Here is a 22,377-nt window from a genome sequence, read left to right on the forward strand (position 1 = left end):
GTCCGAGCCGGGATGTGGGGTAAGCCTAGACGGCGCCCCACCCCGCGAGCCGAAGCACGAAATCACCCACGTGGGGAAGGGGAATTCATGCCAGGGGAAACGACCATACCGACCGCGCACAATCGCGTGACATCGGGCCACTATGCGGTGTTGGCGGCCGCGTTCTTTGGCTGGATGTTCGACGGGTACGAGATGGGCATCTTTCCGATCGTCGCGAGCCCGGCGTTACAGAGTATGGTCCCTGAAGGCGTCGACGTAAAGTCGTTCGTGGGCCAGTGGATGGGGATCGTGACCGCGGCCTTCCTGCTTGGCGCGGCCGCGGGCGGTTGGGTATTCGGATGGCTGGGCGACAAGGTCGGGCGCGTGCGGGCGATGTCGATTAGCATTTTCGCGTACTCGGTCTTGACCGGTCTTGGCGGCTTCGCACAGGAGCCGTGGCACTTCGTTATTGTCCGCTTTCTCAGCGGACTGGGCATGGGCGGCGAATGGTCGTTGGGCGTCGCCCTCGTTATGGAAGTGTGGCCCGCGCGGTATCGTCCGCTGATGGCGGGGATCATCGGCGCCGCGGCAAACTTCGGGTTCCTGCTTGTCGGCATGGTGAGCAAGGTGCACGCCGTTACACCGGAATCGTGGCGGTGGATGTGGTTCCTGGGCGTGCTACCCGCCGTCTTCGTGTTCTTCATTCGGCTCTTCGTGCCGGAGTCCAAACGCTGGCAGGAAGCGGTGAAGGACCAGCACACGACGCCGCTGCGCGAAGTGTTCGGGACGGGCCATCTGGCATACACACTGCTCGGCATTGTGTTTGCCTCGGTCGCGCTAATCGGCACGTGGGGCACGGTGCAATGGATTCCAGTTTGGATAGACCAATGGGTCGGAAAGTCGTTTCCTACGGCGAAGGCGGACGTTGGGATGCTCGCGGCGCTCGGCGCGATCGCCGGTTGCCTTACAGGACCGCTCGTTGGCGGCCTATTGGGGCGGCGCCCGACGTATTTCGGTCTGTGCGTTTCTTCGTTTGTCGTGTTGTTGTTCATGTACCGCGGCAATCTCGAATACGGGCTGGTGCTCAAGGTCACGATATTCGCGGCCGGCTTCACGACGGCGGCATTTTACGGTTGGTTGCCGCTCTTTCTGCCCGAGCTGTTCCCCACGCGCATGCGCGCGACCGGTCAGGGCGTGTGCTTCAACACCGGACGTGTATTCGCCGCGATTGGCGCCCTGACGGCAAGCCAGTTGATTGCGTTCTTCGACGGCGACTACACAAAGATGGGGACCGTAATCTTGTCCGTTTACGTACTGGGGATGCTCGCCATATGGTTTGCACCGGAAACAAAAGGCAAACCGCTGCCGGAATGATGCGCGCGCTGCGACCCATAGTTGGCTGCGTCATCGCCGCGTGCATCGCGCACGCCCAGGCGGACGACGCAACCAAACCGGACCTCATGTACATCAAGCCCAGCGCGTGGCGTCCGCCGTTCGGGTTGGATAAGCCGGGCGCGCCGTCTGTCGTTCGGGCGGTCGTGCCCGATGTGCCGGTGGATTCCGCGTTTGCCGTCGAGGCCTTTGTCAACAACGACAGCATTGCGTCCGTTCCGTTGGATTCGAACGCGTTGATGAAAGGCGCAGTCGAGGTTTCTCTGCCGGCGCACGCGAACAAGGCGGTGCTTGTCGAGGAGAAGAACGGGAAACGCGCGGCGATCGCGATTGCCGCGATCGAGCGGGCGGAAATCGAGGTGGAAGGCGTAGCGGAACCGGCCGCCAATGCGCGAACAAACCCGATCGATCTGGGTGCGATACTGCCACCGAAGGGATGGCTCGTGCTTGGTCCGAATTCCGGCGCGGTCGTGCGCGTTGCCGCGAGTTGGAATGGCGATGGCGAGCAGACCTATACGGTGCGCGCGTGGTATTCGCACGCGACGGAAGTGTTGGGCGAGGGCACGCTGAAATCGTCGCGCGGGGACCGGGAAACGGTAAAGCCGATCCGTCCGTTCAATCACACGGATGCGCCGGGGCCGTGGGAAACGCACATCGCGCTGGCGCCGCCGCCGATGAACAAAGACCGGAGTGTGTTGCATGTAACGCTGGTGGACAGCGCCGGCGCGCAGCAATGGTCGAAAGACATTCCGGTAATGCTGATCGCCGAGCCGCCGCAACTACCGCACTTCGGTGCAATGAGACTGAAGCTGCGGTATGACCAGCCGATTTCGGTGCTCGATCTGAATACGAACGCGCTGTCGACGATTCCATATGACGAAGGTTGGGATGCAGCGCTCGACGACGTAGTCGTGGCGCTGCCGGGCGGTGGGCGTTTCGTATTTTGGCGCGGGGCGAGTTATGTGCCGTTTTGGGCAAGCGCGCAGGGCACGGGATTGAGTTACGAATGGGCAGAGACAGGACCTTTGCCCGGCGGCTTTGTCGACTGTGTCGAACCGTTGATGGACAAGGAACTGCGGTATAGCCGCGTGGAGATTGTCGAATCGACACCGGCGCGCGTGCATGTGCGATGGACATATCAAAGCACGGATTTTGTCTACAACGTGTGGGGCGATGCCGCGCAGGAGGATTTCTATTTCTATCCTGACGGCTACGGCATGCGCGTGCTCGCGTTGAAGAGCGCACTGGATTCGAAATACGAGCTGAGCGAGTTCATCGTCATTGCGCCGCAAGATGCGTATCCGCTCGAGTTTTTGCCGGTGGGTACGACGATAGAGACGATAGACCTCGACGGGAATGAAGGCGGCGTCGTATTTCCGAAATCGCCGAACGCATCCGCCGACCCGCAGCCCGTATCGCCGCCACTGGTGTATCGAGCTCCGCTGCACGCAGCCGACGCGAACACGGCGGTTTATTTCAATCCGCGCGACGCTTTCAAGCCGGAGGAGTTGACGCACTTCGCACCGTTTTTCGAAGGCGTCGAAATGGCGACGCCCGCGTACTGGGGGAGTCACTGGCCGTTGTCGCGCGGCAAGACAACGGGCGGGGCGATCGACAACCGGATTGCACTCAGTCCGTCGCACAACAGCCTCATGTCGTGGGCGATGAAACAGCCCGCGCCGTTGTCAGAAATGCGAGGCGAGATGATCGACGCGCTGGGCACATCGCGCGCGATGCGCGTGCAAACCTGGGCGTGGCTAATCGCCTATACGGACGCAAACGACAGCGATGTACTCAATATGGCCCGCAGCTACGCGCAACCGCCAAACATCACCGGCGTTAAGGGTGCGCGCCTCGATGTGGAGTCGTACAGTGAAGCGCGCCGCGCGTTGCGCTTGACCGTCGAGGATCGCGAGATCTCGTTTCAATTGGCACCACGGACGGTGTGCGTCAATCCCGTATTCGAACTGTCGAATGCGCCTGGCGAAATTCTGCGCGTATCCGTGGGCGCATTGGCGGTCAACGCAACCGACATGGCATGGGACGGCCGTGTACTGTGGTTGAATACTACGCTTCACGATCCGGCAACTGTGCGGATTACGTTCGCGGGGAAATAGCGTTCGTACAATCGGCCGCCGAGACCCATCAAAAATACGTGCACGAGTGCTCCTGAATCTGAGCTTCACCCCAAATCAGTGCACAGTGCAATGGACGTGCGTTCGTGCTCGTGCTCCTGCTTCGAAGGCCACTGGCGGCCTGAATGCTGGGGCCGCTACATCGCCAACCTCCCAAGACCCGGCGCGGACGGATCCATACAAATACCCAGTGAACCCGGCCTCGGCGTACAAATCGATTGGGGTATCATCGCGCGCTTTGGCAAGCGCATCTACCACGGCACCCAAGTCAGTGTATCCCGCTTCGTACTATTCGAGCGCGGCATGAAAAACGCCCTGTATCTTAAGAAGAAACGCCAGGAAAAATCTCGCCCAGCAACACCGAGCGGAGTTTGCACCGCGAAAGGCGCCATTCTAGTTCGGATTTCTCTCACGCACACATGGTCTATCCGCCAACTTTATCGACCTTTTCGCAGAAGTTCAGTGACCGGAGTGCTCAAGCGATAATCAGGTAAACCGCCCGACAGACCCGTCATACCCGATAGACCCGATACACCCGATTGCTGCTCTGCGATACCCGTTCCCGTCTGACCCTTTGGTTGCAGCTAGGCCGCGCAGTGCTGCCCGTGTCCCAGTGGTCGCTTCTCTTTCTGTAACCTTTGCTTATTTTCGTGACAGTTTCTTCCAGATCGCCAATAGCATTGATGACCATTGCCCCTGCGGCTATCCTGCAACACCCTTATTGCGTTTTTTCCGACCCACGTGTACTATAAAGCCGTTACGTCTGCTCGGGGCTGAGTAGCTGTACACGAGAGAGTCCATTCTCAATGATCAACGTCGCGAATCCACTACGCTCAGTTGTATGGTTCGTGGTGGTTGTCGCCGCCATGAAATCCCAATTAGCTCTTGCCGAGGAATTCACCGCTCAGTTCTCCGAACCGGGGCTACAATCGAGCGTCAATGTGCTCATTACTACCGAGCCTACCTTCGTCATCACTGGCGTCCCGATAAATAGCCAAACCGTCTGGGAAATATCGCATCGCGAGGTATCCTTATGCGGCGATATCGAGTGCACGACCACGGTTATCGACTATACCGAGACGGACGAATCCGGGGCCTCCGCGACACCCCCCAGTCTTTCGCAAGTCATCGTACTGGGCCCGCGGACGTACACAGCGTCGATAACTACGCAAGATCGACCGGAGCCGGTGGAATTCTTGTGGCACATTACTGGTGCATATCCCGACCCCGCGGCTGGCTTGGTTGCCGTCGAGCCTCTTGAGCCGAGCACTGGCGAGTCCCTGGTCCTGCACGCAAACCTTCGGAACGAGGGACATCTCCCTACCGATACTGCCCCCCAGCAACAACGCCTCGACTATTTTCTTAATGATGAGCTTATCGGTTCGATGCAGTATGACGACCTGGCTGCCGGCGAGTATAGGCAGAACCTTATCCCGTTAGGAACAATCACAGAGCCCGGTACCTACACCGTGCGCACGCGTGTTGATGCGGCCAATCTCATAGACATGCTCTATCCTTTCATCGGCGATCTGCTCCCCCTGACTATTGAGAACAACGAGAATTCGTATACCTTCTCCGTGCACGGCCCCGACTGGCTAAAGGTGCCCGATATTATAGGGAAATACGTGCACGCCACGCCTCTACTTGATCCCCCATTCAAAGTGGTCGAAATCCGGCGAAGTGGCGACGCTGGACCATATTATCCCAGGGTTGGCGAGCTAACCCCCGCGGCCAACTCCTGGGTCGCGCCAACGGACACCGAAATCTTAGTGGCGGCAGGGAGTAAGTCGCTGTGCAACGCTGCTGTTGTATCCCCCTATCGTCATGAGAAGTGGGCCCGCGGCTCGACACAAACCATCCGCTGGCAAAGTGAGTCGCTCGAAAATTGCCATTGCGATCTCGTGCAAATCTCCCTCTGGAAAAATGACGAATGGGTCCGCTTGGTTGCCAATGCAATTCCAAACGACGGAGAATACGTCTGGAAGATTAAAAAAAAGAAATTTCAAAAGGGCAACTACCAGATTCGGATCGACAGCGAGAACGACCCCGTCTCGTATATCGTCCAGAGTTTTTCGATCACGCGCGGCAATTGAGACAGAATACTTGTCGTCAAGGAATTCAGAGGCAAATTCAGGGCAAACGAATTCAGCACTAATTCATTAATTCAGGGACATCCATGACTAGAGCCGTTCAAGAACGCGTGTACCGCATTTCGTGCTCCTGCTTCGTCATTGGTAATCGATTATCGAGGTTCGAGTGACAAGCTACAAGTACAATGACGAGACATGGGCACAAGCACGAGAATCCAATCACTTGCCGCTTGAAAATTATGGTTCTCAAAACGATGCGCGCTGGGCCTCTTGCGAAACCCAGCGCGCGAACAACGCAGCCCGAATCGAGCTTACTTGCCCTTGACTTCGACCTTGGCGCCGGCCGCTTCGACCTTCGCCTTGATGTCCTTCGCTTCTTCGTCGGACACGCCTTCCTTGATCGGTTTCGGCGCACCGTCGACGAGGTCCTTGGCTTCCTTGAGGCCGAGGCCGGTGACCGCGCGGACTTCCTTGATCACGTTGATCTTATTCGCGCCGACCTCGGCGAGGATCACGTCAAACGACGTGGGCGCTTCTTCCGCGGCAGCCTCGGCACTGCCCGCGCCGCCGGCCATCGGCATCATGCCGCCCATCATCATGGGGGCCGCGGCCGTCACACCGAACTTCTCTTCGAGCGCCTTCACCAATTCGCTGCACTCGAGCACCGACAACTCGGCGACTTTATCGACAATTTCCTGTACCTTCGACATGGAACCAAATCTCCCTTACGTAGAGTAATGCGCGGGCCAACTAGGCCGCGGCGGCTTCTTCTTTCTTCTTGCGAATCTGATCGAGCACATTGACCAGACCGTTGGGTACGGCGTTGATCGCGCTGACCGCATTGCGGATCGGCGCCTGAATCGTACCGATGATTTGCGCCAGCAATACCTCGCGGGGAGGCAGACTGGCCAGCGCTTCGAGCTGAGACTTCGTGATGACCTTGCCATCGAGAATGCCGCCGAGCATTTCGACCTGCGGCGCATCCTTGGCGAAGTCCTTCAGAATCTTCGACGGCGCCACAGGGTCGTTCGAAAATGCCCACGCGGTCGGCCCGTCCATGAACTTCGCGGCGCCGCTCAACTCGAGTTCGTCGAGCGCGCGCTTCGCGAGGGTGTTCTTATACACCTTGTATTCGACCTGTTTGTCGCGCAGTTGCTTGCGCAGGGTGGATACCTGCCCCGCGTTGATGCCGATATACTTGGTCAATACGGCCAACTGGTGGCCCTGCAACCGTTCCTTCAACTCCGCGATGGAATCAATCTTTTGTTGCGTTGCCAATGCTCACTCACCTCCTCTCCAGGCAAAAATGAAAACGCCCCGCACGGTCATGGAGACTGTGCGGGACGGCAAAATATCGACTGGATATAAAGCTCGTACCACGGTCTCGGCAGGCGAATATTAAGGCCCTGGGGCCGCCGGCTGTCTTTGACCCGCGCGAACGCTTTCGTGTTAGCGAGACATAATATAGCAAATGAACTGGGTCTAGGTCAATTTGGACGCGTAGGGATCAGCGCCGGTCGGAGGCTAAAAACTTCAGCGCCCGGGGCCGTAGGGGCCCCGGGCGCCTGCCAAAAACCGCAGCTTGTTAAAGCAGGTTCAGATTAGTCTTCGGCCTTGTATTCGCCGAGACCGACGAGTTCGATGCGGGCCATTTGGGTGCCGTCGCCGACGCGGTGGCCCATCTTGAGGATGCGGGTGTAGCCACCGGGGCGCTCGGCGTAGGCCGGGGCGATCTCGGTGAAGAGTTTCTTCACGACGGTGTTGTCGCGCAGTTCGGCGAAGGCGAGGCGCCGGTTGGCCACGGTGTCCGTCCGCGCCAGGGTGATGAGCGGCTCGGCGTACATGCGCAGCTCTTTCGATTTGGCGACGGTCGTCTTGACGGCATTGTGTGTGAACAGCGCTATCGCAAGGTTTTTCATCGTGGCCTTGCGGTGCGACATGCTCCGGCCGAGCGCGCGGCCTGCTTTACGGTGCCTCATGGGGTCTATACCTCTTTACGCGACTGCGTTCGTTATTATTCGTCTTCGTCGTCGTCCGCGGCGTCTTCCGCGTCGTTTTCGTCCTCGTCGTCGGCGACGTAGCTGCTGGGAACAAGCGCCGGCATCGGAATTCCGGTGTTCATACCGAGGGACAGGCCCATCGCTTCCAGCAGGGCCTTGATTTCGTCGAGGCTTTTCTTGCCGAAGTTATGAAACTGGAGCATCTCCGCTTCCGAGCGCGACACGAGTTCGCCGATTGTGCGGATGTTCGCCGCCTTCAGGCAATTTGCGGCGCGCACGCTCAGTTCAAGTTCATCCACGGAGCGGCCCAACTGGCGCGCCAGTTCCGGATCGTCCGCGCCGGCGACGGACTCGGACTCGGATTCTTCGCGGCGCTGATGCACAAGAATCTTGAGGTGGTCGATCAGCAGGTTCGCCGCTTCTTCCATCGCCTTCTCGGGCGTAATCGACCCGTTGGTCCACACTTCCATGATTAGGCGGTCGTAGTCCGTCGTCTGGCCGACGCGGGCGTCCTCGACCTGGAAGTTCACGCGCGTGACCGGCGAGAAGCTTGCGTCGAGATAGATCGTCCCGATTTCCGCGTGCTCAAGTTCGAAGTGCTCGGCGGTCATGTAGCCGCGGCCCTTGGCGACCTTCACCTTCATCTCGACGTTGTGCGACGACGAGGTGGCGTTGTAGATCACGTGGTCGGGGTTGAGCACGTCGATCTTCGTGCCCTTGAACACCATCTCCGCCGTGACCGGGCCGGCGCCCTTGTGCTTGAACGTGATGATCTCGGCCTGCTCGCTGTTGAGGCGGAGTTGGGCGCGCTTGAAGTTCAGCACGACGTCCGTCACGTCTTCCTTGACGCCGGGGATCGCGGAGAACTCGTGGTGAATTCCCTCGATCTTGATCGCCGTGACCGCGGAACCTTCGAGCGACGCGAGCAAGACGCGGCGAAGCGCGTTGCCCATGGTGGTGCCGTAGCCGCGTTCGAACGGCTCCACGACGAAGCGGGCGTACTGCTCCGTCGATCCTTCGCTAATCTTCACCGACTTGGGAAGAACAAACTCTTTATCAATCATTCGACTCTTTCTCCCAGTAGCGCGGCCAATCCTTCCGCGCGGTTGAACCCGCCCGAGTGGGCAACTCGGTCAATCTGCCCTGGGAAGTTCTAGACACGGCGGCGCTTGCGCGGCCGGCATCCGTTGTGTGGAATGCTCGTCACGTCGCGGATAAGCGACACGTCAAGGCCCACCGCCTGAATCGCGCGGATGGCGGATTCGCGTCCGGCGCCGGGGCCGTTGACGTGAATACGCACCTCGCGCAAGCCTGCTTCCTTCGCTTTCTGCGCGGCGGCTTCGGCGGCGACCTGCGCAGCGAACGCCGTGCTCTTGCGCGAACCGACGAACCCGACTTGACCGGCGCTCGACCAGGAGATCACGTTGCCCTGGCTGTCCGTTATCGAGACGATGGTGTTGTTAAACGTCGCCTGGATGTGCGCGACACCCGTGGTGACGTTCAATGTCGTGCGGCGTTTTTTGCCGCCCTTCGCCTTGCGTTTCTCTTTTGCCACCTTCCGTGACTCCTATTAGGTAGTTGCTTTCTTCTTGATCGTGGCGCCGCGGGGGCCTTTGCGAGTGCGCGCGTTCGTGTGCGTGCGCTGGCCGCGGACCGGCAGGCCGCGCTTGTGGCGGTTGCCGCGATAGCAGTTGATGTCCATCAACCGCTTGATGTTGCCCTGCGTCTCGCGGCGCAGATCGCCTTCGACGTTGAACTTGGTCACAATCGTCGTCTGAAGGCGGCTCGCCTCTTCGTCGGACAAGTCCTTCACGCGGCGATCGGGGCTGATGCCCGTCTCTTCGAGGATGGTCTTCGCCCGGGCGGGGCCGATTCCGTAAATGTATTGAAGACCGACCTCGACGCGCTTCTCGCGGGGTAAGTCAACGCCTGCTACACGTGCCATGGTGAACGACTCCTAGCCCTGTTTCTGCTTGTGCCGGGGGTTCTCGCAGATCACACGGATGCGGCCGTGCCGGCGAATGATCTTGCACTTCTCGCAAATTTTTTTGACCGAACTACGCACTTTCATGATGCTCTCCGTCGTCCGGCGCCGCGCGCCGGAATAAATCCCTATTTATAGCGGTAGGTGATGCGCCCGCGCGTCAAATCGTAGGGCGACATCTCTACCTTCACGCGATCGCCCGGCAATATGCGAATGAAATTCATGCGCATCTTCCCGGATATGTGCGCCAGGACCTTGTGGCCGTTTTTCAGTTCGACCCGAAACATGGCGTTCGGCAACGGCTCTACAACCGTGCCTTCCACTTCGATTGCGTCTTCTTTTTGCATACCCTTCTATCTGGTATGGGCGGCCCCGCTCGGGGTTACCCTTCCTATCTCAGTTCGTCTTGCGTCCCCACACCAACTTTGGCGTGGCGGAGAGTATCTCGCCTCCGGCCTCGCGAACGACTACGCTGTGCTCGAAGTGCGCGCTCGGCTTGCCGTCCGCGGTGACCGCGGTCCAGCCGTCCTTCAGCACGCGCACGTCGTGCGTACCCGCGTTGACCATCGGCTCGATGGCCAGCACCATGCCCGCGCGAAGCCGCGGCCCCTTTTCTTTCGTCACAAAGTTAGGTACCTGCGGCTCCTCGTGCATCGAGGTGCCGATGCCGTGGCCGACGAAACTGCGTACAACCGCGAACCCTTCGGCTTCGCACGTGGTCTGTACCGCGCGCGATATGTCCGACAGATAGTTGCCGTCCTTGGCCGCTGCAATGGCCCGCGATAACGCAAGGTCCGTTGCGTCCATCAGCCGCCGTCGCATAGTGTCGATCGTCCCACAGGCCACCGTCACCGCGGCGTCGCCGAAGTAGCCGTGGTGTTTCACACCGACGTCGATGCTGACGATCTGACCGTCCTGCAACTTCCGCTTGCCCGGAATCCCGTGGATGATTTGGTCGTCCACGGAAATGCACGTATTCTTCGGATACCCGTGGTACCCGAGGAACGACGGCTTCGCGCCGTACGCGCGAATCAACCGTGCCGCTTCCTCGTCGAGCGCGCCCGTCGAGATTCCCGGCGCGACCATGCCCGCCAGCGTCACCAGCACTTCAGCGACAATCTGGTTCGCTTCGCGCATAATCGCGATTTCGTTCTCCGACTTGATCGCGATCATCGCGTCACGCGCGGCATAAACGGTGTACAACGTTTTCAACTTTCGCAAAGACTTGGTCGGGTCCCAGCGCGCCTTCAACGACGACGTGCAAGAGCCCGCGCTCTTTGTAATACTTGACGATCGGCTCGGTCGTCCGATGGTAAATGCGGATACGCTCCCGCACGGTTTCCTCGGTATCGTCCGAACGCGTGACCAATTGCCCGGAACACCCGGTGCGGTCACACCGCTTGCCGTCCGAAGACGGCGGGTCAAACTTCAAATTAAATATCTTACCACAAACGGGACAGAGTCTTCGCGCTGTAAGCCGCGCGACGATCTCCTCGTCGGGCACTTCCAAATCAATCGCAACGTCGAGCGAGTCGCCGCGCGCCGCCAGCATCCGATCCAGGATGCGCGCCTGCGGCAAGGACCGCGGGAATCCGTCCAGCACGTAGCCGTTCTTGCAGTCCGGCTCTTTCAGCCGCGACTCGACGACTTCGCACGTCAATTCGTCCGGGACGAGCGATCCGGAGTCCATATACTCCCGGATGCGCTCCCCGAGCTCGGTTTCTCTCTCAAGCTGGTCGCGAAAATACGCGCCCGTCGAGATGTGCGGTATGCCGAACGCCTCGGCAAGCCGCATGGCCTGGGTACCCTTTCCAGCCCCAGGTCCGCCTAGTAAAACGATTCGCAAGTCCCTGCCCCTCGCACTTCATGGCACGGCACATTGGATCGGCGTTACAGGCGCCGCCCGCGCACGCGACGTCCACCACCGCCCAGGAACCCGTCGTAATTGCGCATGGTCAGGTGCGTTTCGATCTGCCGTACCGTGTCCAGCGCCACACCCACCAGAATCAACAAACTTGTACCGCCGAGGAAACTTGCGGTGTTGTACGAGAGCATCGGAACCTGCATCTGAACGATGGTCGGCAGCAATGCGATGCCGGCGAGGAAGACCGCACCTACGACCGTCACGCGGGTCATGACTTTGTTCAGGTACTCCGCCGTGGCCTTGCCCGGGCGCACGCCCATGATCACGCCTCCGTACTTCTTCATGTTTTCGGCCATCTCGATCGGGTTGAAGGTAATGGCGGTATAGAAGAAGCAGAAGAACATGATGAGGACCGCGTACGTGATGTTGTAGGCCCAGCCGTGCCACGCGAAATAGGTCTCGAAGAACCGGTCAATGGCGGGGCTGTTCAGCGCGCTGCCCAGCATGCCGGGGAGCATCAGCAAGGAACTCGCAAAAATAATCGGTATCACGCCCGCCTGGTTGACGCGCAGCGGCAGATAGGTGCGCGCGCCGCCGGTCATCTTGCGGCCCTTCACCTGGCGCGGGTACTGCACCGGAATGCGGCGCTGCGCCGTCGTGATAAGAATCACGCCCGCGACGACAACCACCATGGCGGCAAACAGGAACAACACCGCGATCCAGCTAATCTGGCGCGTGCGCAGCAGCGTCGCTAGGTCCATGAGGGCGGCCGGCAGGCTCGCGGCGATACCGGCAAAAATAATGAGCGACATGCCGTTGCCGATGCCATACTCGCTGATTTGTTCGCCCAGCCACATGATGAACGCGGTGCCGGTTGTAAACGCGACAATACAGATGATGTAGAACCCGATACCGGTGCTTGTGACGATCGGCACCTCGGATTGCGCGTTCATGCCGCGCAGGAACGTGGCGACGCCAATGGACTGAATAATGCACAGCGCAATCGTGCCGTAGCGCGTGTATTCGGTGATCTTCTTTTGGCCTTCCGCGCCTTCCTTCGACAACTTCTCAAGCGAGGGGATCACCACGACCAGAAGCTGGATGATGATCGATGCGCTGATATACGGCATGATGCCGAGGGCAAAAATCGTGGCGTTCTGGAAGTTTCCGCCGGTGAACATGTCATAGAACCCGAACATGCTGCTCGCGTCGGCCATCAAATCCGAGAGTGCCTTCCCGTTCACGCCCGGGGTCGGAATGTGCGACCCGAGACGGTACACGGCGAGCATGCCGAGCGTGAAGAGGATTCGGCTCTTCAGCTCGGGAATTCGGAACGCGTTCCGGAATGCGTCTGTGGCGCTCGACACCTAGTTGTCCTCCCGCGCTCGCTTGACGGGTTTGTTGGGGCGGCCGTACGTTTTCGGGCCAATCAATTCGACCGTTCCGCCCGCGGCCTCGATCTTCGCGCGCGCGCCTTCGCTGATGGCGTGCGCGGCAACGGAAAACTTCTTCGTGATTTCGCCGCGGCCGAGGACCTTCACACCGCCTTTCTGTGGGTCGATGAGCTTGGCCTTCGTCAACGACTCCGCGTTCACGGTGTCGCCCGCCTTGAATGCCTTCTCGATGTCGTCGAGGTTGACGATCGCCATCGGAAAGCGGCTCTCGTGCCAGAAGCCAACCTTTGGCAGGCGGCGCGCAAGCGGGGTCTGGCCGCCTTCATGGCCGGCCTTCTTCGAGTAGCCGGACCGCGCGCCCTGGCCCTTGTGTCCGCGGCCGGCGGTTTTGCCGTTGCCGGAACCGACGCCGCGCCCTTTGCGCTTGCGGTTTTTCCGTGCGCCGGCGGCGACAGTTATGTTGCTCAAATCCATCGGCATGGTTTTGTACCCTTCGGAATTACAGCACCGCCGTCACGGGCAGGTTGCGTTCGCTGGCGATGTTCTCCGCCGTCTTCAGTTGCTTCAGGCCGTCAAGGGTCGCCCACACAACGTTGGTGGCGTTGTGCGAACCGAGGCACTTGGTCAATACGTTCTGGATGCCGGCGCTCTCGAGCACGGCGCGCACGGAACCGCCGGCCACAACGCCGGTGCCCAGCGACGCGGGCTTCAGCATGACGCGGGCGGAACCCGAGCGGCCCACCACTTCGTGCGGGACCGTCGTGCTCACGATCGGGATCGCAATCATGTTGCGCTTCGCGCGGTCGATGGCCTTGCGGATCGCGTCCGGCACTTCGCGGGCCTTGCCCATCGCCGCACCGACACGGCCCCTGCCGTCGCCCACGACAACGATGGCGCTGAATCGGAAGTTGCGTCCGCCCTTCACAACCTTCGCGACGCGGTTAATCTTGACGACCGCCTCGACGAACTGCGATTCCGATTGCTCTGCGCGCGGGCGCTTCTCGCCCCGGCCTTCGCGCTTTCTTTCTGGATTGCTCAACGTCAATCTCCCAGTGCCAAAATTCTATTTTGGATTTTGGATTTTGGATTTTGGAGCGTCTTCATGCGCAAAATCCTATCCATTGTTCCCTTTTCGTGCCCGTGCCTCGTGCTCATCATCGTAATCGTTGATCGAACCCGTGCCCGTTCCGCCTGACCTAGAAATCCAATCCCGCTTCGCGGGCCGCGTCGGCCAGGGCCTTGACGCGCCCGTGGTACAGCTTGCCATTGCGATCGAAACACACGCGCCCGACGGACGCGGCCTTCGCGCTCTCCGCGATTGCCTTGCCCACGGCCTTGGCCGCGTCGATGTTCCCGCCGGTGATCTTCAACTTCACGGAGGACGCGGACGCGACGGTTTTTCCACTCGCGTCGTCGATTACCTGCGCGTAAATATGCTTGAGCGTCGGGCGCACCGTGAGGCGCGGGCGCTCGGCCGTGCCGGAGATGCTCTTGCGAATGTGCATCTTGCGGCGCGACAGCCTCTTCAATTTTGCGGGTAGCGCTGACATGGTTGCGTGCTCTCCGTTCGTTACTTACCGCCCGCCTTGCCTTCTTTGCGGCGGATGGTCTCGTTATCGTACTTGATGCCCTTGCCTTTGTACGGCTCCGGCTGGCGCCAGCGGCGAATATCCGCGGCGATCTGGCCGACAAGTTCCTTGTCGATGCCTTCCACTTTGATGGTCTGCGTACCGTCCACGCTGAACGTAATGCCTGTGGGCGGTTCGACCATGACGGGGTGGCTGTACCCGACCGAAAGCTGCAGCGACTTGCCCTGCATCGCGGCGCGGTAACCGACGCCGACGATGTTCAGCACCTTGCTGTAGCCGGTAGTAACGCCCGTCATCATGTTTTGCATGAGGGCGCGGGTCAGGCCGTGCAGGGCGCGGTGCGCCGGTTCGTCGCTCGGACGCGCGACCACAATGTGGCCGTCTTCCATCGTGATGGTGACATCCGGATGGAAAGTGCGTTCGAGCGTGCCCTTCGGGCCCGTTACTTTCAGTTTCTGCCCGTTCAGTTCGGCTTTCACGCCGCTGGGAATCTGTACGGGTAATTTTCCTATTCTCGACACGGTTCACTGCCCTTTCGTTGAGGCCTGACTTACCAAACCTCGCACAGCACTTCGCCGCCCAACTTGCTCGCGCGGGCCTGCTTCCCCGTCATCACGCCTTTGGACGTACTGACCACGGAAATACCCAGGCCGCTGCGGACGGGCCTGATGTCGCCGTACCCGACGTACACGCGCAGGCTCGGCTTGCTCACGCGGCGCAGGCCGCTGATCACCGGCTGGCGGTTCGTTAGGTACTTCAACGACACCTGCAACACGTTCTGCTTGCCGTCTTCGACGAGCTTGTAGCCCTCGATAAATCCTTCCTGCTTCAACACGTCGCAGATTCGTTCTTTCAACCGCGAGCCCGGAACGTCAACGCGTTCCTGGCGCGCCTGCATGGCGTTGCGCACGCGGCTCAACAAATCCGAAACGGGATCGCTCATCGACATGGGACGTAGTTCCTCTTTGTCTCGATTACCAGCTTGACTTCGTCACGCCGGGCAGCAGCCCCTCAAGCGCCAACTTCCGGAAGCAAATGCGGCACATGCCAAACTTGCGCATGTAGCTGCGGGGCCGTCCGCACAGCTTGCAGCGGTGGTAGCCGCGCACCTTGAATTTCGGCGCGCGCTGGCTCCTGAGTATCTGCGATTTCTTCGCCACGGGATTCTCCTTGCTTCAGGGCCTATTGCGCCCTGAACGGCATTCCAAATTTCTTCAACAGCTCGCGGCTCTCGTCAACCGTGCGCGCATTCTTCACGACGAACGTGATGTTCATGCCGCGCACGCGCGTGACCGCGTCCACGTTCACTTCCGGAAAGATGGTCTGTTCGCGCAGGCCCAGCGTATAGTTGCCGAACTGATCGAACCCCTTCGGCGACATGCCGCGAAAGTCGCGGATACGCGGGACGGCGACATTGAACAGACGATCCATGAACTCGTACATGCGCTGGCCGCGCAGCGTGACCATGCAGCCGATGTTCGAGCCTTCGCGCAGCTTGAAGTTCGAGATCGACTTCTTCGCCTTGCGGATGCTCGCTTTCTGGCCGGTAATGTTCGTCAGCTCGTTGACCGCGTTCTCCATCATGCGCGGGTCCGACTGGCCGTCGCCCACACCCATGTTGATCACGATCTTCTCGACGCGCGGCACCTGCATGACGTTGTCGTAGCCGAATTCCTTGCGCAATTCCGGAATAATCTGCTTGTCGTATCGTTCTTTCAGTCGTGCGGTCACAGTTCTCATGTCCTTCTGTCGAGGCGTCCCGCTTATTAACCGCCACGGGATCGCACCGAACCTGTTAGTATAACGGACTTACTCGCTAATCGTCTCGCCGTTCACCTTGAACACGCGCACGCGGCTGCCGTCTTCGAGGCGTTTCCGAATAATCTTCGAGGCTTTGCCGGCCGCCTCGCACCACGCCATCACATTCGACACGTGAATAGGGCGCTCGCGCTCGACGATGCCGCCCTGCTGATTGCGGCTCGAGGGGCGCGTGTGGCGTTTCATCATGTTCACGCCTTCGACAATCAACCGGTCTTCGGCCGGCATCGTGCGGAGCACGCGGCCCTTGCGCCCTTTGTATTTGCCGGTGATCACCACCACCGTATCGCCCTTGCGGATATCCATCGTTCGTTCCTTTACACCACTTCCGGCGCCAGAGAGATAATGCGCATGAAGCCTCGGTCGCGCAGTTCGCGGGGCACCGGCCCGAAAATACGGGTGCCGCGCGGTTCCATGTTCGGGTTGATCAACACGGCCGCGTTCGAGTCGAACCGGATGACCGTGCCGTCGGGCCGCTGCGTGTCCTGGCGCATGCGCACCACGACCGCTTTCACGACGTCGCCCTTCTTCACGCTCGTGTTCGGCAACGCGTCTTTCACGGACGCCGTGATGATGTCGCCCAGCCGGGCGTAGCGGCGTTCGGTGCCGCCCATCACCTGGATCACGCGAATACGCCGCGCGCCCGTGTTGTCGGCGACGTCGAGGTTCGAATAAATCTGGATCATTGGTCTTCGCCTTTCCGCCGGCTACTCTGCGCGCTTCACGATCTCGACGAGGCGCCACCGCTTCGTCTTGCTGAGCGGGCGCGTCTCGCGAATCCGGACGAGGTCGCCGATCTGGCACTCGCCCTTTTCATCGTGCGCCTTGAAGGTTTTCGTCTGCTTGACGCCCTTCTTGTACAGCCGGTGCTGCACGGTGCGCTCGACGGCCACCGTGATCGTCTTCGTCATCTTGTTGCTGCGCACGACGCCGACGCGCTCTTTTCTCGCTCCACGTTCCTGCATGATTACTTAGCCTTTTTCTGAGCGGCCAATTCCCGCTCCCGCATAATCGTCTTGATGCGCGCCACTTCCCGCCGGGCATTCCGCGCGGCGCGCGAATTCTCCACCGACGCCGTCGCCATCTGGAGACGGAAGTTGCGCAACGCGTCCCCGCGTTCCTTCAGCCGAAGGTCGAGTTCGCCGGGTTCCAATTCCCTGAGGTCTTTCGCTTTCACGGCAATGTGTCCTATGTTCTCTTTACGAACTTCGAGGCGACCGACAGCTTATGGCCCGCGAGCCGGATCGCTTCGCGCGCAAGGTCTTCGGTCACGCCTTCAAGCTCGAACATCACGCGGCCGGGCTTCACCACCGCTACCCACTCTTCCGGCGCGCCCTTGCCTTTACCCATGCGGGTTTCAGCGGGCTTTTTCGTGATCGGTTTGTCCGGGAACACGCGAATCCACAGCTTTCCGCCGCGCTTGACATGGCGCGTGAGCGCGATGCGCGCGGCCTCGATCTCGCGCGAGGTCACCCAGCCGACTTCCGTCGCCTTCAATCCGTATTCGCCGAAATCGACACTGGCAGCGCCCTTCGTCGAGCCGGCGCGGCGGCCACGTTGCACCTTGCGGTGTTTAACTCGCTTTGGCATCAACATGGGTTACTGCTCCTTTTCCTGCTGGCGGCGGCCACCGCGTTCGCCCCGTTCGGGACGGTCGCCGCGGTGCTCGCGATGGTCGCGGCGCGCCTGGATGCCGCGCGCTTCGGCGGGGCTTGCCGCCATCTGGCCAGGCTCCACGTCGCCGTGGTAAATCCAACACTTCACGCCAATCGTGCCATACGTCGTGTATGCCGTCGCGAACCCGTAATCGACGTCCGCGCGCAAGGTGTGCAGTGGCACACTGCCTTCGCGGGACTGCTCGACGCGGGCGATTTCCGCGCCGTTCAACCGGCCCGCCACGCGCAGGCGGATGCCGCGCGCGCCAAGGCGCATCGTGCTCTGCATCGACTTCTTCATCGCGCGGCGGAACGACACGCGGCGCTCGAGTTGCGAGGCGATGCCTTCGGCAACGAGCTGCGCGTTCATTTCCGGGCTCATGACTTCGTGGATGTTTATCAGCAGCTCGCGGCCGGTAAGCTTCTCGAGTTCCGCGCGCAGCTTGTCCACTTCCTGACCGCGCTGGCCGATAACGAGGCCCGGGCGCGCCGTGTAAATGTGCACCTTCGCCTTGCGGCCCGCCCGCTCGATGTCCACGCGCGCCACGCCGGTGTTGTACAGGCGCTTCTTCACGTAGTCGCGCAAACGCAAGTCTTCGTGGAGCAGCGGCACGTATTCCTTGCCCGCGTACCAGATCGAACTCCACGTGCGGATCACGCCGAGCCTGAACCCGAGCGGATGTACCTTTTGGCCCACCGATGGTCTCCTTTGTTCCTTAGTCGCCCGAAATCTGCAGCACGACGTTGTGCGTGCGCTTGCGGATTTTTCCGCCGCGGCCGCGCGTCATCGGCTGATACCGGTGAATGGTTATTCCCTTATCGACCAACAATTTCGAGACGACGTATTCGTCCGTATTGATACGCGTGCGCGTCTTGGCCGCTTCGCTCTCGGCGTTCGCGACTGCGGACGCGAGCAGCTTGGACAGCAGCGGCGAGCCGCCTTTGACCGTGAAACGCAGAATGTCGCGCGCTTCGGCAACTTTCTTGCCGCGGATCAGGTCCGCGATTAGGCGCATCTTTCGCGGCGATCCGCGCTGGCTGCGTACTTTTGCGATAGCAACTGGCATGGCGTCCCTCTACTTCCCACCGGCCGCGGGCGCCGTCGTGGGCTTTTCCGACTTCGTGCCGGAGTGGCCCCTGAACGTGCGCGTCGGCGAAAACTCGCCCAGCTTGTGGCCGACCATGTTTTCCGACACGAACACGGGAAGGAACTTGTTGCCGTTGTGCACGGCAATCGTCAGTCCCACCATGTCCGGCGTGATGGTCGACCGGCGCGACCACGTACGGATGACACGCTTGTCGCCCGTACGGTTCTGCTTCTCCACTTTCTCCATGAGGTGCCCGTCGATGAACGGACCCTTCTTTACGGAACGTGGCACGGTACTCTCTCCTCGTTACTTGCTGCGCCGGCGTATGATGAATACGTTCGTGCGTTTCTTTTCTTTGCGCGTCTTGTGGCCCTTCGTCGAAATGCCCCACGGCGTCGAGGGGTGGCGTCCGCCCGAGGTACGGCCTTCGCCGCCGCCGTGCGGGTGGTCCACCGGGTTCATCGCAACGCCACGCACCTTCGGACGGCGGCCCAGCCAACGCGTGCGGCCGGCCTTGCCGAGCATGACATTCGCATGTTCTTCGTTCCCGACCTGCCCGATCGTCGCACGGCAGGAGATGAATACGCGGCGCATCTCGCCCGAAGGGAGACGCAGCACGGCGAACTCGCCTTCCTTCGCGAGCAACTGGCACGCGTTGCCCGCGGACCGTGCGATCTGGCCGCCCTTGCCGGGCGTCAGTTCGACGTTGTGCACGAACGCGCCGAGCGGCACGTTACCCAACGGCAGACAGTTGCCCACCTGGTATTCCGCGGAAGGGCCGCTGGCGAGCGTCATGCCCACCTCCAGCCCGATCGGCGCTAGAATATAGGTCTTCTCGCCGTCCGCGTACGTCAACAACGCGATGCGCGCGGACCGGTTCGGATCGTATTCGATTGCGGACACCTTCGCGGGGATTCCGTCCTTCGCGCGCTGAAAATCGATGATGCGGTAACGGCGCTTGTGTCCGCCGCCGCGGCGCCGCATCGTAACGCGGCCCATGTTGTTGCGGCCCGAGATGCGGTGCTTGGCAACCGTCAGGCCCTTCTCCGGCGTGTCCTTCGTGATCTCGGCAAAATCGGAAACGCTCATCCCGCGCTGGGACGATGTCACCGGTTTGAACTTCTTGATACCCATGTTGTGCTGGACTCCCGTGCGGCCTGCGTTAACCCATCAAGTCGATTGTTTCGCCCTGTTGGAGCGTAACCACCGCCTTCTTCCAACGCGGCTTCCGGCCGAGCGAACGGCCCCGGCGCACCACTTTTCCGTCGTAGTTCATTGTGTTGACCTTGACGACCCTGACCTTGAACATCTCTTCAACGGCGTCGCGGATTTGGCTCTTGTTCGCGCGCGGATCCACGCGAAACACATACTGGTTCTTGGCATGCATCAAGATGGTCGATTCCTCGGTGAGGACGGGCTTCTTGACGATGTAGTACGCATTTACTTTCATGCGAGGCGCTCCTCGAGTTTCGCGATCGCGTCTTTGAGGACGACGACCCGCTGCGCGCCGAGCACGTCGAGCGCGTTCACGTCGGACGCGGTAATCAGGCGCACGCGCGGCACGTTTCGCGCGGACAGCAGCGTGTTCTTGTCCGTCGTGGCCGTAACCACAAGCGTCTTGCGCCCATTCGGCGAAAGCTTGCTCACCAACTGCGCGAAAGGCTTCGTCTTCGGCTCTTGGTATTCGAGCGATTCCAGCACGCACAACTGTTCGTTGCGCACGCGATCGCTCAGCACGCCGGCCAGCGCCTTGCGCCGGAACGACACCGGAACGTCCTGCCGGTAGCTGCGCTTGTGGGGACCCCACACAACGCCGCCGCCGCGCATGATCGGCTCGCGCGTGCTGCCGTGCCGGGCGCTGCCCGTGCCCTTTTGCTTGTACGGCTTTCTGCCGCCGCCGCTGACTTCGGTGCGCGTCTTCGTTTCGTGGTTGCCCTGGCGCTTGTTGTTCTGCAACGCCACTACCACGTCGTGCACCATCGTCGGGTTCACGTCGACGTTAAACACTGCGTCGTTCAATTCAATGGAACCGGCTTCGCTGCCGTCCTTGCGATAGAGTTTTGCCGACGCCATGGTTACTTCCCTTTCACGGTCTTGGTCAGTTCGACTACGCCGCCGTTCGCGCCGGGAACGCAGCCGCGCACGGCGATAAGGTTCTTCTCGGCGTCCACCTTGATGACTTCCAGGTTCTGGATCGTCACGCGGCAGTCGCCCATGTGGCCCGCCATGCGCAACCCGCGCACCGTCTTCGAGGGGTCCGCGCTCGAACCGATCGATCCCGCGCGGCGGTGGAAGTTCGATCCGTGCGTGCCGGGACCGCCGCCGAAGTGATGGCGCTTGTGAAGGCCCGCGGTGCCGCGGCCCTTCGACGTGCCGATCACGTCGACGCGTTCTCCGACCTGGAACATTTCCACCTTGATCACGTCGCCGACCTTGAGCGCGTCGTCGGCTTTCACACGGTATTCGCGCAGAAACTGCTTCGGCGTGACGCCGGCCTTCTTGAAATGGCCCGCGGCAGGCTTCGTCGTCTGCTTCGCTTTCCGCTCGCCAAAGCCAAGTTGGATCGCGTCGTACCCGTCTTTGTCGGCAGTCTTACGCTGCACCACCGTGCACGGGCCCGCTTCCACGAGCGTGACGTCAATCCAGCGTCCGTCTTCGGTGAAGACGCGGGTCATGCCGAGCTTCTTTCCCAGTATTCCGGTCTGCATGGTTTCGTTGTCCCTTGGCGGCGCCGTTCTACTGCTTGATCTCGACGTCGACGCCCGCCGGCAAATCGAGGCGCATCAGCGCGTCCACGGTCTGCGCCGTCGGATTCACGATGTCCAACAGGCGCTTGTGCGTGCGCGTTTCAAACTGCTCGCGCGACTTTTTGTCGATGTGCGGCGAACGGTTCACCGTGTACTTCGACAGCGCGGTCGGCAACGGCACGGGGCCATTGATCGTCGCTCCAGTCCGCTGCGCCGCCGACACAATTTCCTGTGTGGATTGATCGAGCAGCCGGCTGTCGTACGCTCTCAGTTTGATTCGTATCTTTTGGCTCTGCGCCATCGTTCGTCTCCGTCGGGAGGGCGGATATTCCAACCCGCCATCCATTCAAATCACTCGTATTCGCAAAAGGGGCGGGTTGGAAAACCCGCCCTCCGTAAAACTACGCCAGAATTTTGGTGACGACGCCGGCGCCGACGGTCCTGCCGCCTTCGCGCACAGCGAACCGCAGGTTCTCGTTCATGGCGATCGGCGTGATCAACTCTGCCGTCATCTTGATGTTGTCGCCCGGCATCACCATCTCGACCCCCGCCGGCAGCGTCATGTTGCCCGTCACGTCCGTCGTCCGGAAGTAGAACTGCGGCCGGTACCCGTTGAAGAACGGCGTGTGGCGCCCGCCTTCC

General features: G+C 60.8%; 35 protein-coding genes. 3 read left to right on the forward strand and 32 right to left on the reverse strand.

What is annotated here, in order from left to right; translation table 11 throughout:
* The first annotated feature begins 87 nt into the window (after nucleotides 1-87).
* The 3 genes from HUU46_12415 to HUU46_12425 all read left to right on the forward strand — a co-directional run bounded on the left by HUU46_12415 (nucleotide 88) and on the right by HUU46_12425 (nucleotide 5,599).
* A complete protein-coding gene (locus tag HUU46_12415; protein NUM54442.1) occupies nucleotides 88-1,353 on the forward strand; it encodes an MFS transporter in 1,266 nt (421 codons plus the stop codon).
* Entirely contained in the window at nucleotides 1,311-3,488 is a 2,178-nt protein-coding gene (locus HUU46_12420; protein ID NUM54443.1) for a hypothetical protein, read from the forward strand. The genes HUU46_12415 and HUU46_12420 overlap by 43 nt, the downstream gene beginning before the upstream one ends.
* An 824-nt stretch (nucleotides 3,489-4,312) precedes the next feature.
* Nucleotides 4,313-5,599, forward strand: coding sequence for a hypothetical protein (locus HUU46_12425; GenBank protein NUM54444.1), 1,287 nt, complete (start codon nucleotides 4,313-4,315; stop codon nucleotides 5,597-5,599).
* A 308-nt stretch (nucleotides 5,600-5,907) separates the two neighbouring features.
* On the opposite strand, the gene rplL is transcribed toward HUU46_12425, so the two are convergent.
* The 32 genes from rplL to tuf all read right to left on the reverse strand — a co-directional run.
* Entirely contained in the window at nucleotides 5,908-6,306 is a 399-nt protein-coding gene (rplL, locus tag HUU46_12430; protein NUM54445.1) for a 50S ribosomal protein L7/L12, read from the reverse strand.
* A gap of 40 nt (nucleotides 6,307-6,346) precedes the next feature.
* The gene (gene rplJ / locus HUU46_12435) at nucleotides 6,347-6,874 is read right to left on the reverse strand and encodes a 50S ribosomal protein L10 (GenBank protein NUM54446.1); all 528 of its coding nucleotides are present in this window, start codon (nucleotides 6,872-6,874) and stop codon (nucleotides 6,347-6,349) included.
* Nucleotides 6,875-7,197: 323 nt separating this feature from the next.
* On the reverse strand, nucleotides 7,198-7,575 hold the full coding sequence (gene rplQ, locus HUU46_12440; GenBank protein NUM54447.1) for a 50S ribosomal protein L17: 378 nt from the start codon (nucleotides 7,573-7,575) through the stop codon (nucleotides 7,198-7,200).
* Nucleotides 7,576-7,610: 35 nt separating this feature from the next.
* Nucleotides 7,611-8,660, reverse strand: a complete 1,050-nt coding sequence (locus HUU46_12445) for a DNA-directed RNA polymerase subunit alpha (protein ID NUM54448.1) — start codon at nucleotides 8,658-8,660, stop codon at nucleotides 7,611-7,613.
* 89 nt (nucleotides 8,661-8,749) lie between these two features.
* Nucleotides 8,750-9,151, reverse strand: a complete 402-nt coding sequence (rpsK, locus tag HUU46_12450; protein NUM54449.1) for a 30S ribosomal protein S11 — start codon at nucleotides 9,149-9,151, stop codon at nucleotides 8,750-8,752.
* 15 nt (nucleotides 9,152-9,166) lie between these two features.
* Nucleotides 9,167-9,541, reverse strand: a complete 375-nt coding sequence (gene rpsM / locus HUU46_12455; protein ID NUM54450.1) for a 30S ribosomal protein S13 — start codon at nucleotides 9,539-9,541, stop codon at nucleotides 9,167-9,169.
* Between the two features lie 12 nt (nucleotides 9,542-9,553).
* Nucleotides 9,554-9,667 (reverse strand): 50S ribosomal protein L36, encoded by a 114-nt coding sequence (gene rpmJ / locus HUU46_12460; protein NUM54451.1) that lies wholly within the window; start codon nucleotides 9,665-9,667, stop codon nucleotides 9,554-9,556.
* Nucleotides 9,668-9,708: 41 nt separating this feature from the next.
* Nucleotides 9,709-9,927 carry a translation initiation factor IF-1 gene (infA, locus tag HUU46_12465; protein ID NUM54452.1) on the reverse strand — a complete coding sequence of 73 codons (219 nt, stop codon included), beginning with the start codon at nucleotides 9,925-9,927 and terminating at the stop codon, nucleotides 9,709-9,711.
* 49 nt (nucleotides 9,928-9,976) lie between these two features.
* Complete coding sequence (gene map, locus HUU46_12470) at nucleotides 9,977-10,753, reverse strand: type I methionyl aminopeptidase (protein ID NUM54453.1); 777 nt, start codon at nucleotides 10,751-10,753, stop codon at nucleotides 9,977-9,979.
* A gap of 4 nt (nucleotides 10,754-10,757) precedes the next feature.
* Entirely contained in the window at nucleotides 10,758-11,426 is a 669-nt protein-coding gene (locus tag HUU46_12475; protein ID NUM54454.1) for an adenylate kinase, read from the reverse strand.
* Between the two features lie 44 nt (nucleotides 11,427-11,470).
* A complete protein-coding gene (gene secY, locus HUU46_12480; GenBank protein NUM54455.1) occupies nucleotides 11,471-12,811 on the reverse strand; it encodes a preprotein translocase subunit SecY in 1,341 nt (446 codons plus the stop codon).
* Entirely contained in the window at nucleotides 12,812-13,312 is a 501-nt protein-coding gene (gene rplO, locus HUU46_12485; GenBank protein ID NUM54456.1) for a 50S ribosomal protein L15, read from the reverse strand.
* 25 nt (nucleotides 13,313-13,337) lie between these two features.
* Nucleotides 13,338-13,877, reverse strand: coding sequence for a 30S ribosomal protein S5 (gene rpsE, locus HUU46_12490; GenBank protein ID NUM54457.1), 540 nt, complete (start codon nucleotides 13,875-13,877; stop codon nucleotides 13,338-13,340).
* Nucleotides 13,878-14,034: 157 nt separating this feature from the next.
* Complete coding sequence (locus tag HUU46_12495; GenBank protein NUM54458.1) at nucleotides 14,035-14,388, reverse strand: 50S ribosomal protein L18; 354 nt, start codon at nucleotides 14,386-14,388, stop codon at nucleotides 14,035-14,037.
* Nucleotides 14,389-14,408: 20 nt separating this feature from the next.
* Complete coding sequence (gene rplF / locus HUU46_12500; GenBank protein NUM54459.1) at nucleotides 14,409-14,948, reverse strand: 50S ribosomal protein L6; 540 nt, start codon at nucleotides 14,946-14,948, stop codon at nucleotides 14,409-14,411.
* A 29-nt stretch (nucleotides 14,949-14,977) separates the two neighbouring features.
* Nucleotides 14,978-15,376, reverse strand: a complete 399-nt coding sequence (gene rpsH / locus HUU46_12505; GenBank protein ID NUM54460.1) for a 30S ribosomal protein S8 — start codon at nucleotides 15,374-15,376, stop codon at nucleotides 14,978-14,980.
* A gap of 25 nt (nucleotides 15,377-15,401) precedes the next feature.
* Nucleotides 15,402-15,587: a type Z 30S ribosomal protein S14 gene (locus HUU46_12510; protein NUM54461.1), complete on the reverse strand. Its 186-nt coding sequence runs from the start codon at nucleotides 15,585-15,587 to the stop codon at nucleotides 15,402-15,404.
* A 22-nt stretch (nucleotides 15,588-15,609) separates the two neighbouring features.
* A complete protein-coding gene (rplE, locus tag HUU46_12515; protein ID NUM54462.1) occupies nucleotides 15,610-16,167 on the reverse strand; it encodes a 50S ribosomal protein L5 in 558 nt (185 codons plus the stop codon).
* 69 nt (nucleotides 16,168-16,236) lie between these two features.
* On the reverse strand, nucleotides 16,237-16,551 hold the full coding sequence (locus HUU46_12520) for a 50S ribosomal protein L24 (protein NUM54463.1): 315 nt from the start codon (nucleotides 16,549-16,551) through the stop codon (nucleotides 16,237-16,239).
* 11 nt (nucleotides 16,552-16,562) lie between these two features.
* Entirely contained in the window at nucleotides 16,563-16,931 is a 369-nt protein-coding gene (gene rplN / locus HUU46_12525; GenBank protein NUM54464.1) for a 50S ribosomal protein L14, read from the reverse strand.
* 21 nt (nucleotides 16,932-16,952) lie between these two features.
* Nucleotides 16,953-17,210, reverse strand: a complete 258-nt coding sequence (gene rpsQ, locus HUU46_12530; protein ID NUM54465.1) for a 30S ribosomal protein S17 — start codon at nucleotides 17,208-17,210, stop codon at nucleotides 16,953-16,955.
* 2 nt (nucleotides 17,211-17,212) lie between these two features.
* Entirely contained in the window at nucleotides 17,213-17,428 is a 216-nt protein-coding gene (gene rpmC / locus HUU46_12535) for a 50S ribosomal protein L29 (GenBank protein ID NUM54466.1), read from the reverse strand.
* 5 nt (nucleotides 17,429-17,433) lie between these two features.
* Entirely contained in the window at nucleotides 17,434-17,841 is a 408-nt protein-coding gene (rplP, locus tag HUU46_12540; protein ID NUM54467.1) for a 50S ribosomal protein L16, read from the reverse strand.
* Between the two features lie 3 nt (nucleotides 17,842-17,844).
* Entirely contained in the window at nucleotides 17,845-18,597 is a 753-nt protein-coding gene (gene rpsC, locus HUU46_12545; protein NUM54468.1) for a 30S ribosomal protein S3, read from the reverse strand.
* Nucleotides 18,598-18,616: 19 nt separating this feature from the next.
* Nucleotides 18,617-18,967: a 50S ribosomal protein L22 gene (rplV, locus tag HUU46_12550; protein NUM54469.1), complete on the reverse strand. Its 351-nt coding sequence runs from the start codon at nucleotides 18,965-18,967 to the stop codon at nucleotides 18,617-18,619.
* Nucleotides 18,968-18,976: 9 nt separating this feature from the next.
* Nucleotides 18,977-19,279: a 30S ribosomal protein S19 gene (rpsS, locus tag HUU46_12555; protein ID NUM54470.1), complete on the reverse strand. Its 303-nt coding sequence runs from the start codon at nucleotides 19,277-19,279 to the stop codon at nucleotides 18,977-18,979.
* A gap of 15 nt (nucleotides 19,280-19,294) precedes the next feature.
* Entirely contained in the window at nucleotides 19,295-20,122 is an 828-nt protein-coding gene (gene rplB, locus HUU46_12560) for a 50S ribosomal protein L2 (protein ID NUM54471.1), read from the reverse strand.
* A gap of 28 nt (nucleotides 20,123-20,150) precedes the next feature.
* Nucleotides 20,151-20,438, reverse strand: a complete 288-nt coding sequence (gene rplW / locus HUU46_12565) for a 50S ribosomal protein L23 (GenBank protein NUM54472.1) — start codon at nucleotides 20,436-20,438, stop codon at nucleotides 20,151-20,153.
* A complete protein-coding gene (gene rplD, locus HUU46_12570; GenBank protein NUM54473.1) occupies nucleotides 20,435-21,061 on the reverse strand; it encodes a 50S ribosomal protein L4 in 627 nt (208 codons plus the stop codon). The genes rplW and rplD overlap by 4 nt, the downstream gene beginning before the upstream one ends.
* Before the next feature lie 2 nt (nucleotides 21,062-21,063).
* On the reverse strand, nucleotides 21,064-21,696 hold the full coding sequence (rplC, locus tag HUU46_12575; GenBank protein ID NUM54474.1) for a 50S ribosomal protein L3: 633 nt from the start codon (nucleotides 21,694-21,696) through the stop codon (nucleotides 21,064-21,066).
* Nucleotides 21,697-21,724: 28 nt separating this feature from the next.
* On the reverse strand, nucleotides 21,725-22,036 hold the full coding sequence (gene rpsJ / locus HUU46_12580) for a 30S ribosomal protein S10 (GenBank protein NUM54475.1): 312 nt from the start codon (nucleotides 22,034-22,036) through the stop codon (nucleotides 21,725-21,727).
* A gap of 100 nt (nucleotides 22,037-22,136) precedes the next feature.
* A partial coding sequence (gene tuf / locus HUU46_12585) for an elongation factor Tu (protein ID NUM54476.1) occupies nucleotides 22,137-22,377 on the reverse strand: 241 nt, incomplete at its 5' end.

Source organism: Candidatus Hydrogenedentota bacterium (genome assembly GCA_013359265.1).
Taxonomy (GTDB): Bacteria; Hydrogenedentota; Hydrogenedentia; order Hydrogenedentales; family SLHB01; genus JABWCD01.